Origin of the sequence: Leptolyngbya sp. FACHB-541 (assembly GCF_014695875.1) — a bacterium.
Taxonomy (GTDB): domain Bacteria; phylum Cyanobacteriota; class Cyanobacteriia; order Elainellales; family Elainellaceae; genus JAAUTN01.
In genome coordinates this window covers 83825-96899 of record NZ_JACJPC010000109.1, presented here as the reverse complement: position 1 = coordinate 96899, position 13075 = coordinate 83825, and the positions used below count along the sequence as shown (strand labels likewise).

Annotated in this window: 11 protein-coding genes and 2 pseudogenes; 9 read left to right on the top strand and 4 right to left on the bottom strand. The window is 44.9% G+C overall.

Annotation, left to right across the window (positions count from 1 at the left end):
• Nucleotides 1-2598: filamentous hemagglutinin N-terminal domain-containing protein (locus H6G00_RS22580; protein WP_190798482.1), on the bottom strand; the 2598-nt coding region annotated here is incomplete at its 3' end.
• Between the two features lie 301 nt (nt 2599-2899).
• Between H6G00_RS22580 and H6G00_RS36215 the strand changes: the two genes are divergently transcribed.
• Together H6G00_RS36215 and H6G00_RS22570 are read left to right on the top strand one after the other, a co-directional pair.
• Nucleotides 2900-3508, top strand: a complete 609-nt coding sequence (locus H6G00_RS36215; protein ID WP_190798481.1) for a calcium-binding protein — start codon at nt 2900-2902, stop codon at nt 3506-3508.
• 339 nt (nt 3509-3847) lie between these two features.
• Nucleotides 3848-4291 carry a hypothetical protein gene (locus H6G00_RS22570; protein ID WP_190798480.1) on the top strand — a complete coding sequence of 148 codons (444 nt, stop codon included), beginning with the start codon at nt 3848-3850 and terminating at the stop codon, nt 4289-4291.
• Between the two features lie 727 nt (nt 4292-5018).
• Here the strand turns inward: H6G00_RS22570 and H6G00_RS22565 are convergent.
• Nucleotides 5019-5207, bottom strand: coding sequence for a transposase family protein (locus H6G00_RS22565; protein ID WP_347278215.1), 189 nt, complete (start codon nt 5205-5207; stop codon nt 5019-5021).
• 475 nt (nt 5208-5682) lie between these two features.
• On the opposite strand from H6G00_RS22565, the gene H6G00_RS22560 reads away from it, so the two are divergent.
• From H6G00_RS22560 to H6G00_RS22550, 3 genes are all read left to right on the top strand, one after another.
• The gene (locus H6G00_RS22560) at nt 5683-5961 is read left to right on the top strand and encodes a hypothetical protein (protein WP_190798479.1); all 279 of its coding nucleotides are present in this window, start codon (nt 5683-5685) and stop codon (nt 5959-5961) included.
• Nucleotides 5900-7576, top strand: coding sequence for a C2 family cysteine protease (locus tag H6G00_RS22555; protein ID WP_190798478.1), 1677 nt, complete (start codon nt 5900-5902; stop codon nt 7574-7576). The genes H6G00_RS22560 and H6G00_RS22555 overlap by 62 nt, the downstream gene beginning before the upstream one ends.
• A gap of 69 nt (nt 7577-7645) precedes the next feature.
• Nucleotides 7646-8158, top strand: a complete 513-nt coding sequence (locus tag H6G00_RS22550; protein WP_190798477.1) for a hypothetical protein — start codon at nt 7646-7648, stop codon at nt 8156-8158.
• A gap of 113 nt (nt 8159-8271) precedes the next feature.
• Here H6G00_RS22550 and H6G00_RS22545 read toward each other — a convergent pair.
• Nucleotides 8272-8835, bottom strand: a pseudogene (locus H6G00_RS22545) (IS5 family transposase); the annotation flags it as partial.
• Between the two features lie 234 nt (nt 8836-9069).
• On the opposite strand from H6G00_RS22545, the gene H6G00_RS22540 reads away from it, so the two are divergent.
• The 4 genes from H6G00_RS22540 (at nt 9070) to H6G00_RS22525 (ending at nt 12246) form a co-directional block, all read left to right on the top strand.
• Nucleotides 9070-9426 carry a hypothetical protein gene (locus tag H6G00_RS22540; RefSeq protein WP_190798475.1) on the top strand — a complete coding sequence of 119 codons (357 nt, stop codon included), beginning with the start codon at nt 9070-9072 and terminating at the stop codon, nt 9424-9426.
• Nucleotides 9427-9945: 519 nt separating this feature from the next.
• Nucleotides 9946-10404: a hypothetical protein gene (locus H6G00_RS22535; protein ID WP_190798476.1), complete on the top strand. Its 459-nt coding sequence runs from the start codon at nt 9946-9948 to the stop codon at nt 10402-10404.
• Between the two features lie 516 nt (nt 10405-10920).
• The gene (locus tag H6G00_RS22530; protein ID WP_190798475.1) at nt 10921-11277 is read left to right on the top strand and encodes a hypothetical protein; all 357 of its coding nucleotides are present in this window, start codon (nt 10921-10923) and stop codon (nt 11275-11277) included.
• 429 nt (nt 11278-11706) lie between these two features.
• Nucleotides 11707-12246 carry a hypothetical protein gene (locus H6G00_RS22525; RefSeq protein WP_190798474.1) on the top strand — a complete coding sequence of 180 codons (540 nt, stop codon included), beginning with the start codon at nt 11707-11709 and terminating at the stop codon, nt 12244-12246.
• Nucleotides 12247-12469: 223 nt separating this feature from the next.
• On the opposite strand, the pseudogene H6G00_RS36785 reads toward H6G00_RS22525, so the two are convergent.
• A pseudogene (locus H6G00_RS36785) lies at nt 12470-12782 on the bottom strand (IS110 family transposase); the annotation flags it as partial.
• Nucleotides 12783-13075: the final 293 nt, after the last annotated feature.

Below are 13075 nucleotides of genomic sequence, written 5' to 3'. Positions count from 1 at the left end.
AGCATTTCCCTCTCCAGCAGTACTAGCGATGATTGAAGCACCATTTGTTAAGGAGAAGGAATCAGCAAAGATACGAATAGCACCTCCATTCCCAACCGCGCCCTCTTCTACATTGCCGAAGATGTAACCAACATTCAAAGAAACTCGATCGCGAGCATTAACAGCGACATTGCCAGCATTTCCCTCTCCAGCAGTATTAGCGATGATTTGAGCACCATTTGTTAAGGAGAAGGAATCAGCAAAGATACGAATAGCACCTCCATCTCCAACCGCGGTATCTCCTACATTGCTGAAGATATAACCAAAATCTAAAGAGACTCGATCGCGAGCATTAACAGTGATACTACCAGCATTCCCTTGTCCAGAAGTCTGAGCTAACAAACGTGCACCATCTTCTATGGTGAGGGATCCAACATTAATAATGATATTGCCGCCTTGTCCTTGTCCCTGATTAGCAGTCTCTAGTTGAAGGCTTCCGGAAAGAAGCAGTGAATTTGAACGAATGCGAATATCTCCACCGATTCCAATCGCTTTGGGTTCTAACTCACTATAGGCAGAACCACCTCTGAACACTACTCGATCGCGGGCATTAATTACAATATTGCTAGCCACTCCTTGTCCCATCAAGCTAGCTTCTAACGCTGCACCATCAGTAACTAGCAGCGAACCTGTCGTAATCTGGATACCTCCGCCATTTCCTTGAGCATCCGCTCCAACCTCGTTAAAGATGCCACTGTAAAATCCACCACTTCGACCTGCTACAGAGACAGTTTCGTCTACATTAACAGTGACACTACCAGCATTGCCTCGCCCAGCAGTACTAGCGATGATTTGAGCACCATTTGTTAAGGAGAAGGAATCAGCAAAGATACGAATAGCACCTCCATTCCCAACCGCGCCCTCTTCTACATCGCTGAAAACAGTACTAACAAACTCTCCATCTCTACTCGTACCCGTGAGCAAAACTCGATCGCGAGCATTGATGGTCACACTACCAGCATTTCCCTCTCCAGCAGTACCAGCGATGATTTGAGCACCATTTGTTAAGGAGAAGGAATCAGCAAAGATACGAATAGCACCTCCATTCCCAACCGCGCCCTCTTCTACATCGCTGAAGATATCACCAACATCTAAAGAAACTCGATCGCGAGCATTGATGGTCACACTACCAGCATTTCCCTCTCCAGCAGTACTAGCGATGATTGAAGCACCATTTGTTAAGGAGAAGGAATCAGCAAAGATACGAATAGCACCTCCATTCCCAACCGCGCCCTCTTCTACATCGCTGAAAACAGCACTAACAAACTCTCCATCTCTACTCGTACCCGTGAGCAAAACTCGATCGCGAGCATTAACAGTGACACTACCAGCATTTCCCTCTCCAGCAGTACTAGCGATGATTTGAGCACCATTTGTTAAGGAGAAGGAATCAGCAAAGATACGAATAGCACCTCCATTCCCAACCGCGCCCTCTTCTACATCACTGAAGATATCACCAACATCTAAAGAAACTCGATCGCGAGCATTAATAGTGATATCTCCCGCATTCCCTTGCCCACGCGTAAAGCTTTGCAAATTAGCTCCATTTGTCACTAGAAGGGACCCAGCCACAATCCGAATATTTCCAGCATTACCGCTCGCATTTGTGTCCACATTATTTTCAATTCTGCTTAGTCCCTCAATATTGATCGCTCTAGTTGCATCGATCGCTACATTTCCTGCCTGGCTGTCAATGCTTCCTTGCCCTGAAGCGATTCCCGCTCGAATCAAACTATTTCCAGAAATATTTAGATTACGGGCATCGATCCTAATATCGCCGTTATTATCAGATGCCACATTCACAACACTGCCATTTACTAAGGAAATGTCCGAGCGTGGCAATCCACTCGAGAAATTCAAGCTTAGAAAATTTCGATTGCTATTTAACCCAACACCTCCTGCTCCTAAAGCACTACCTAGCTCAATTTGTCCACCTGGTGCAGTCAATTGGCTGTTTTCAAGCATTACCTGCCCGCCCAGAAGCGTTAAGCTTCGTCCAGCATCAACATTTAGGCTAGCTTGGCTAGTGATTGTCCCTGGAGCGTTTGTGCCGTACTGGAGTCCCAAAGGAACATTGATTGCTAACAGAGGAGGAGCTTGAGGAGTTATAGCACTAAATTCTAGCCCTTCGCCAAACACGAAGCTGTTTGCGGTTGTTGCAAGAAAAGAGCCACCAATATCTAGAGAAGCATTACGACCCAACAAGATCCCGTTAGGATTCAGCAAAAATAGATTAGCAGTACCGCTAGCCCGAAGCATACCGTCAATTTCAGAACGGCTGCCGCCTGTAACACGAGCAAAAATATTGGCAATCGAATTTGTACTTTCAAAATCAGCAATTTCGCCTGTAGGAATTGAAAACTCTTGAAAGCTATGGAACAAATTATTACCGCGTAGGGTTCCTCCTTCAATCACATACGCTGCACCAAAACGACTAACCCTAGAATTATTAGGTAAGGTTGCATCGGGAACTACTTCTGCGGAAGCCAAGCGAGGAACTAGCAGAGTCAGCAGCAGGCTACCACTCAGGAGACAAAAACGGAATAGGCGCGGGAGCATCATTTACTTCTTACAGGAGCGTGAACGGCATAGCAGCTATCAGACTAGTAAAGTTATGGGACTGATTTGAAACACTGTACGGTTGCTCCCAGTAAGAGTAAATTTCTTCCTTTTTGTTTCTGAATAATATACGTCTCCACACCCTTCCGTGCCAATTAAGCTACAAATCCTTACAGTATATTCACTGTAATCATTTGTAAATTCTTGCATAATCCTTTGCGTTGCCTCAGATGAATCTATAGGACAGCAAAGAGTAAACGAATTGCGGTCTAACTATCCTACACAACAGAGGCAAATCAAAATGGCAGTTATCCACGGTACTGATGGCAATGACTATCTTCAACCCCCTGTAGAGTTTTTCATTGTAAGTCCCCATCCTAGCTATTACAACGACTCAATCTTTGGATATTCAGGTAACGATACATTGAACGGTCAGGAGGGAGATGACTATCTCTCTGGTGATTATGGTGACGATGTATTGATCGGTGGCAGTGGTACTGATCGATTGTATGGTGGTTCAGGTAACGATCGTTTATACGGTGGAAACGGCAGCGACACTCTAGTGGGCGGTTATGGAAATGATTACATTAACGGCTTTAGAGACAACCGTACAAGCACCACCCCCCAATACGATAACCTCTATGGTGGTACAGGAACCGACACATTTGTCCTAGGTGACTATAATGGTGTCTTCTACCAAGGTAATGGTTATGCAACTATCCGCGACTTTTCCTACGTATCTGATTACATTCAGGTAAAAGGTAGTCTCAGCCAATATCACCTCTCAACTGGAAACTGGACTGGCACTTCCTCAAGCGATACTGCTCTTTATCGAGGTAGTGACCTGATTGCCGTTATTCAAGATACAACTAATGTGAGTTTGTCTAGCCGTGACTTTAAGGTGGTCTAAGTTAGCAAGTAATTTTGTGTTTTATTCCGTTCTGGTTAAGTCAGCATTGAGCGTTAGCTAGACAACTGAGGAGCTCTGTCGCAAAAACTGGTTAATGGCAAGGTAGACAACCCAACCTGGTTGTGTCGCAAAAAATTCTGGAAACGCTTACATAGAGCTGAAGCATGCACTTTAAACACGGTATATAGCGCTTCAGAAAATTTTTACGACACAACCATTGAAGGTTTGTTTGTTGTGACAGGCAGTTCCCTCTTAATACTAATTGCTTTGCATGCAAGCGTTCCCTTTCAGTGAGATATCTATTAACTTTTCATCTGAATTCAACTTAGGAGAAATCCCATGAAGTTACATTCTGCTGTTCTTGCATTAGGACTAGTTACATTAGGCTCTATTGCTTTTAACGCAAAACCTGCACTCGCTTGCTGGACTCCCTGGACAGATTCATGCGATTGGGTGTCTGATGATATCTTGCCTGAAGCTAGCGAGATTGACGAGACAATTCTGCCTTATGCTGATATATACGTCTCTAATGATTTTAGTCAAGGAATTTATGTAGAAGTTGTAGAAGTAATTAATGAGTGCGATCCTAGCTGTGAAGACTACGGTTATCCAGTAGGAACATGGTACATTGCACCAGGAGAACAAGACGTGAAAATCATTGATAATGCATCTACACAACATGATTGGACGTTTTCCGCAAGCTCTGAAGATGGACATCATACCTGGGATTACGATACGGTGAGTATCAATGGATATAGAAGTTTTACCTACGGTTTCTACTAATGCTAGCAGGCTCCAAAATTTTCTAACTATCTGGTACTTCAAGACCAATAGTAAGCATTGATGCCTCTTTGGGTTGTGTCGCAAAAAATCTTAGAAATGCAACACATGGGATTGGAGCACATAGGGTACGACTCTACAAATAGTGCTTTAGGAAATTTTTGCGACACAACCAACCTGGCTAACAGGTATTAACCCGGCAATGTAAGTTCCAAAAGGGAATCTAGCGTTTCCAACGGTTACAGTCTAGAAAATGTAGGATCAATGATTGCCGGTTTAATATCTATAAGCCCTTAGGCAAACCGGCAGAGGACAACGCTCGATTTTTGGCTCTGTCGCAAAAATTGGTTAGTGGTAAGGTAGACAAGCCCAACCTTGCCTACTTGCCCTCCGATAGCGATGAATATAATCCGCAAGGGGCAAGTCAAAGGAATTGAAAAAGGTGGTGTGCTGGCACAGATAGAATCTGTGTTTCAAATCTTTTAACTTGTTGCTTGATTGAGTCTGCTTCAGTCCAACCGTTTGTTCTTCAATAGGTTTTGCGACAGAACGATTATTTATGCATTGTCTTCCCATAAAGGCTTCAGCTGTTTTCTACAGTAAGAAATTAACTAGATTTCATATGGATTAGAGTTGTCGGGAAATAGGAGTGAAGTTAGCCAGTGTGACCTTTCGAGTTCCTCTTCCTATGCTGCAATCAGGTAGAAGTTCCATAATCCTACTGTTGTCATCAAAACTCCACTTTTCGGTTGCGATAGCTCACACTCATGGCGTTGTAATGCTTGGCTCCAGCAAACGCATTTTCACAGACTACCCGCGATTGACTTAATGTTCGATTCTCCTGCTTCTGGTGGGTACTCAACTTTCCTCCTTTCGGTTTGCGATGCGGTATTTGAACTGGCTCGAACCCTGATTGAATCGATTTTCGATTCCATGCTTATCGGTAAGTAATATGTTTGGTTGCGCTGATGAATCGCTTTCCCAGCAACTTGCCTTACCAGGATTTTCATATGAATTTCTCTTTTTCTTCTGTCTAGAGTGACAGATGAGCTTTACTCAGCTATGAAGGAGCGCTACATCCTTGGCGGTCGAACAGGAAAATTGAAACTGAAATCACCCAAACAACCGCGACACCATGGTTTGAACGATTTAAAGATGCAAAGAAAGATACGGTTAACTCATAAATCTTCTCTAACTTCAGGTCTTTCTAAGCCAGTGTTTTTATGTAAGCTCCTGTAAAGCTTGCATAATTTCCTTCTCCCCTCCCGATAGGTCAATAAGACTTCCGCCAAGTGCTTCTGCAATGGTTTTGGTTCTGATTCAAGCCTGTAAAGCCGAGTAATCCTTACCCGAAAACTGGTCGGAGTATTGCCCCCTATTAAGAGGTACCAATCATGTTCGAATCCAACTTTCGACAATCTAATGCTCTGCTAGGTCTTGATCGTTGTACCGGTTTAAACGACAAATTCCTATCTGGTTTCCAGAACAGTACTGATGCTTACGGTTTACAAGCTGGTGCATCCCTCAACAAATTTCAGGGTAGTGGCTCTTCTTTAACGGGAAGCTCCCTCTCGGTTGGTGGCACTCTGCTGATTCAAGGCGGCACTACCAGTGCTGCTGAAATCAACGAAGTCAATAGTCGCCTCAGCCAGTCCTTTTATTGGTCGCGATGAGATCACAGGTACCCGTACCTACACAAACTACAGCTACAGCAATGGCGATGCCCAAGCTTGGCAGTCAGCCAATGAGTCTTTCGGAATCGATCGAGGTGATAACTTAACCAATGCCATTGGTGTTGGCACAGTCGTCTATCGCAGCGGTTCCACTGTTAATGGAGTCATTGGCACTAGCAGCAATGGCGTTCGCGATCAGAATGACTACTTCAGCTTTACTGTCGGCAAGTCCGGTACCGTCAATCTCTCTTTAAACGGTCTGTCTCGAAACGCTGCCTTGGTTCTCTACGATGCCAATCACAACCTTGTTAGCTGGTCTGACAAGGCTAGCAACACTAGCGAACTGATCAGCCGCAACCTCAGCACAGGTACCTACTTCGCTCGCGTCTACAGCTATGATCAGCAGCCTTGGAATCACGGAGCAACTGGCTACAGCCTCAATATTGTGCGTCAAGCCGACGCACTCGAAAACTACTGGCAAAACCTGTTATCTGATAGCAGTGTCGAGAACGCTGCACTCAATTCAATCAAATTTGACAACAGCCTCTCGCGTGCAGATACGATCGGAATCCTTAAGAGCGCTGGCGACTTTGGCTCTGTAACCAGTACCGAACTGACTGACCTACGCAACTTCTACAACAACGCCATCAACACCACAAACGTTGCCACTGACCTGAAGGTTCTGTCTCAAAAAGTCCTTTTCAGTGATACCAGCAACCAGTGGTACACCGGCTCCGACAGTATCCGAGCCAACCTTGGCAATCTAGCTCCTGATAGCTCAACGACTCAGCTTAATCTGTTGATCGGTAAGCACTTGCTGGGAACTGACCGACCCGCGATTCACCGAGATGCTAGCAATAACCTGGTTGGTAATTACACCAGAGCTAACGGCAGTTTGTTCATGAACGGTGCCACTGCTGCTGATGTGGTCCAAGGTGCTACAGGTGACTGCTACTTCCTTGCACCTCTGGCTGGAACGGTCAACGACAAGAACTCGATGATCTCCGATATGTTCCGCGACAATAGCGACGGCACCTGGAGCGTCCGCTTCCACACCAACGGTAAGCTCGACTACGTCACTGTTGATCGCATGATGGCGACGAATGCAGCGGGGCACTACATCTATGCTAATAGTGGGCAGTTAGTCGCTGGAAACAATGAGCTGTGGGTTGCTCTGGCAGAAAAGGCTTATGCCCAGGTGAACGAATCTGGTCGCATTGGACAAGATGGTGCTAATCTCTACGGCAACGGCAATGACAACGGCATTGGTTGGGGATTCAAAGGTGCAGCCACAACTCACATTACAGGTCTAACTACCACTAGTGAAAGTCTGAGCAACAATGCTGCCACTGGTCTGAGCGAGGCGGAACTGATCAATTTGGTCAATAGCAATCGGATTGTTACCATCGGTGGTTTCAACACCAACGCTATCGGTATTGATGCTGGTGAAACCAGCATCAATACCGCAGTTCAAGGGCATGACTACACTATCACCGGATATAACGCGACGACTGGACGCTTCACCATCCGTAATCCCTGGGGTAGCCAACATCTGTCCCTGGCTTCTAATCAGTTGATGCAACTGGGTGGTACCATCACCTATTCCAACAGCTAATCCAACCAAGGTTCCGACTGGGTTGAGAGTGAACCTGCTCTCCATCAGGAACTCTCCCTCTGATAGCGCATGATGAAGCTATATACCACTTTAGGATTCGCTAGCAGCCTGATGCTGCTAGGAACTCTCATCTTTGAACAGCCTCGTTCACTTCCTACTCCCACCATTCCTATGAATCATCAATCGACCACCTGTAGTCTCGACCCTATTCAGTCCAGCCTTCGCATTTGGCTAGATCCCATCCCCCACAGTCCTGGTGGCAATCGAGCGCTACCCCCCGGTGTGGATGCTCCGGCTCCTCAGTCTCAGGGTTCCGAAACCCATGCTCTGAATCTAGAACTGACTCTGGTAAATGCCAGCCAGAATCAACAAGCTGTCCGTATTGTGGAATGGAGTTGGAGTCAAGGCAACCAGACTGACTCGGCACCCTGGAGCATCCAACCAGATATGAGTCCCCTCAATCACTACAATCAGATTGAGCGGCAATTAGTCCAACTTCAGGACAACCAGACTATTGCAGTGACGGTAGAACTGGAAATTAACAGCCAACCCTGCCATCTCCAGGTACAAATTCAGCCTTAAAATGTCTTATCCCTCTTCTGTTATTGCTGTGGTAAAGAAAGTAGACATCAAATGTAATCAAGCTAACTTCAAAATTGGAATTGGAAGAATGCGAAAGGCATCCATCTTGTCCATCAACTGATGTAAAGCACACTTAAGCTCAGCAAAAGGCTAGCTGGCTTAGCAAGCTGAATCACGCGATTGAGTGCAGCACATTTGAGGAATAACTCGACTGCTTGATGGTCGAATATACGCGAAGTGCGATTTCCTCCAAAGACTATCTTGAGGTGAAACATGATGGTTTTTGCTAACGAACAGCAATGATAGTGAGAATTACGCTTCCACTTCTTTCGCCCATACTTGCGGATATAGCGCAGATTTTAATCTCTGGGGTGAGGAGGTACTTTGCGATTGCCATGCTGTCCGATTACAGCATTCTTACGGGGTGAAATTACAGGTTTTGCCCATCGCTCGACAATCTCATCGTAGCAATGGCTATGGGCATAAGCTCCATCGCTCGAGACTTGCTCTGTTTCGTCTTCAATCTGCTCTAGGATGTCGTTCAAGACTTCACCATTATGCACATCCTTGGTGATGACCACTGCTGCTAAAATTTCTCCAGTAGATTCATCTACCCCTAAGTGCAGCTTCCGCCGAGTGCGTCGCTTACTAATCCCATGTTGACGGGTTTTCCATTCCTATCAAATGGGTTCTATAAATTGCTTGCTGAAGCTTCTCCTTCATGCCAGTTAGGGTTTAGGCACCTCAAAATAGTAGGGATTTTTCCAGGGACAAGTTTGTGAATGTTTGCAAACTCATGCGTAATTCATTCTGTTGCTTCAGATAAGTCTACAGGACAACAAAAACGCAAACGTAAACACTGATTGACTAACTCAACCTTCATTCACGTTCATCCCTAAGGAATTTCGGCTATGTTTCCTAAACTCATTCGCACCCTGTCTGTTTCTGTTGTGCTTGCTGCTCCTGTTGTTGCTCTCATTGCTGAAAGTACGCTTGCTGCACAGTACCTCACCATTTGGAACAACAACGACTTAGCAATTGTTGATTTATACGTTTCCTCGTCTAACTCCAGCTACTGGGGACGTGACCGTCTTGGCTCCTCTGTTCTAGAACAGGATCAAGATACCTCAATTACCATCAGCGGCAATTCCTGTGTTTATGATGTCAAAGCGGTTTATGAAGATGGCACCTACGATACTGGTGCTGTAGATTTTTGCAATGGTGGAGGCTCCATTGAGTTTTTTGGGTACGGCGGGAACAATTATTAGCCCTGCTCTAGGTGACTCAGTTATAGCCGAGGAAAAACTTGATTGTTAAAGCTGAAAGCTCTGTTATTGCAAAATCGCACTAACTTCGGCACCCTATTCTCACTCAAATTCGGGCTCTTGTCTACTTTTGGTGAAAACAGGATCGATCGTTAAATTGTTCAACGTGGATGCTGAGTTTGAAGCTGCTTTAAGAGCCTGAATTAATCCCCAATAATCTCGGATCACCAAAATTGGACATAAACCCGATCTTGTGAGAATACGCAGTTATGTGAAGCTTCTGACGATCGTTTCTTTACAGCTATCAATTAGTTTGAACTTTCCAATCTTCAAATTGTAGGCGAAAAGAGCAGATGCAAATCAACCACTCTTACTCAATCGCGTTCAGCTCTCTTGTTGTGACGGTGGTTCCTTCGGGATTTTGGATAAAGCTCTAGTTTCTTGCACTACAAGTTCCTGCATATTCCAACCTTCTAAGGTTGTTCCTACTTCCTAATAATTTGACTCTAGGAGAGTTGCGTGATGAAAAGATGCTTCGATTCTTTTATTGTGACGGTGGTTTCTTTAGGAACCCTGAGTGGAGTTTTGTTGAATGGTTCTACCGCTTACGCCGGTTGTGGTTTTTTAGATATCACTTGTAGTCCTAGTGAATGGACTGAACCAATTGGCGGTTCAAGCTGGAGAAACGATGATGAAGGCGCAGACGGTGGACCTTACATGAACGGTACTACTTCTGGTAGTTCAGTTGAAATTATTAACAGTACCGGAAATGAAATTGCGTTCTCTTTTCGTGGAACAACTTATTACCTTGAGAATGGTTTCAGTATGACACTGAATGCTGGAACGAGTTCTACTGTAACAATCGCCTGGGATTACAGCTATGAACCGGGCTATCAGCCTCAACAAGTTGTTTTTGAACGAGAAACAATGGATGACTGGTATGAATTTCAATTTAACGGTTATGGGATCACGCTTTACTAGTTGAAATACCGGTAGTCGAATAAAGCAGGTTGGTTGTGAACTTCTTTAACACCAGATGAAGTAAGCATCTAGAGTTGAGGCTGGAAATGCTGATGAAAATACCCTCGTCGCTTCCCCAAAGCAGCGGAGGTATGTTGGACGTCATTCTTCTTCCAGATCTGGCTCAATGTTAGCAGCGGAGTTGAACTTAGCGGAGTGGGACACTACTCTGCTGAGTTCAACTCCGCTGCTATGCAAAAGTGTGAATAGCCTAAGTTAGCAAGTCCCTCTGTGTTCTATCTCATTCTAACTAAATCAGTATTGAGTATTAGCTAGACAACAGGGGAGGTTGACAGTAAACATTAGCCTTCCACAGAGAGAATTTTTATTGTGTTGCATCTTGTGTGAATGTTTGCAAACTCATGCGTAATTCATTCTGTTGCTTCAGATAAGTCTACAGGACAACAAAAACGCAAACGTAAACACTGATTGACTAACTCAACCTTCATTCACGTTCATCCCTAAGGAATTTCGGCTATGTTTCCTAAACTCATTCGCACCCTGTCTGTTTCTGTTGTGCTTGCTGCTCCTGTTGTTGCTCTCATTGCTGAAAGTACGCTTGCTGCACAGTACCTCACCATTTGGAACAACAACGACTTAGCAATTGTTGATTTATACGTTTCCTCGTCTAACTCCAGCTACTGGGGACGTGACCGTCTTGGCTCCTCTGTTCTAGAACAGGATCAAGATACCTCAATTACCATCAGCGGCAATTCCTGTGTTTATGATGTCAAAGCGGTTTATGAAGATGGCACCTACGATACTGGTGCTGTAGATTTTTGCAATGGTGGAGGCTCCATTGAGTTTTTTGGGTACGGCGGGAACAATTATTAGCCCTGCTCTAGGTGACTCAGTTATAGCCGAGGAAAAACTTGATTGTCAAAGCTGAAAGCTCTGTTATGTGAAGCTTCTGACGATCGCTTCTTTACAGCTATCAATTAGTTTGAACTTTCCAATCCTCAAATTGTAGGCGAAAAGAGCAGATGCAAATCAACCACTCTTACTCAATCGCGTTCAGCTCTCTTGTTATAACGTCTCAATTTCCAACAATTCTGTGAGTTTAGGAAACCTCATTTGTTTTTGTCCATGAAGTTGTGGGAAATAAGCCTCAAAATCCTTGAAACCCGCTTCCAACAAGCATGTCAGCGATTTTCACTCAAAAACATCAAAAGCTAGATCATGTGCGTATTTCAGCGATTTCTCTCGTTACTTCCCAGCAGGTCTATGCATTTGATTAACCTCTAAAGGCAGAAAGACAAAATCATGTTGACTAATTACTCTCCTGTTAAATTACTAGTTGCTTTGACTGCTTCTGCTACGTGTATGGCAAGTACTATTGTGCTGTTTGTCTCGCCAGCCCGTGCTGATGGAGTTGGAACATTTGCCTTCAACCGTCCAGTAGGTAGTGTCCAGATTGGAAGCGTGACTGTTGAACAAGGTACTATTGAAATAACTACTCCTGCAAGCAATAGTTCGGATGAATTTCAGGTATACACACCTGCTCGGACTTGGAGAGGTGATGGTGCCACTGTCAGCGCTTCTTTGAGAATTCCTACCTGCCCTAATCAATATCATACGGAAGGTTATGTAACAGTTCGGTACACTAATGATCAAGCAAGTATTACACGCACATATCAAATCGACAGACACAACGAGGGTCAGGCAGTGAATCCGCAATGGCAAGTTCAAGGTTATTATGGTGAACCTAACGAGGGCCACGTTAATGTATCTGCCAGTGTGGATTGCGTTTATCATGGCGTAAACGGAAACGGCGGTCCTTCCTGGGCACCTTGGAATTGGTAGGAGCTATTGTCCAAATCCGGTGTATGAAGAGATATCAAGCACCCTGATTAATGTGATTTCGGGATAAGAAGGGGCGGAATAGATATAGAAAGTACTTAATTCTCAGCTTGTCTAGCCGCCCTATGCTCAGTTTAGAATCCTTGTTTTGTCATGTCGATAACTTCTGTCAGTGGTTTGAACCCCGATGGCAATAATAACTTCTGGGAGATGGCTCACCCCTCTCTCAAGAAACACTTTCGACCATAGGAGATTGGGGTACAACTTCAAAGCTGAGAGACTGAGCTGTTTTCTTCAGGTGTTTAACTAGGCGTTCTCGGTATTTTTGCTCGTAATAGTCTTCTCCAGGGTCTGCATAGGTTCCCCCTGTAAACCATAGCTTGTAAAACAGACGAGCAATCTTATGAGCCGTTGCTGTGATTGCCTTAGGTGCTCCTAAACGAGATCGCAGGCGTCGATATAAATGCCCCTAAGGCTGAATGACTATGGCTGACAGCTTGAGCCGCTAAACGAAAAGCATTGGCTGCCCGATTCACGACCGAGCCTCCTGAGTTAGGGCAGGGTAAATAGCTAATCTCTCAAACGGGATAGGCTTGCAACCTTCAGCAATGTCATTGCCAGTTCTTCCCAGAACCACGCTCCTAACCAGACCTTGAATGGTACTATTGGCGGCTCGGTTTCTTAACTCAGGATTATCTCTACAATACTTTTAAGAGGTTGAATGCAAGACTGTTTCTTCCATTCATGCTCAGGGCATAACTGTCCTAGTGAGGCGCTCCTAAGAAGCAATTTGAGCGGAGGGTGTAGCAACCAGCTCAAATTCTAGTGCTTG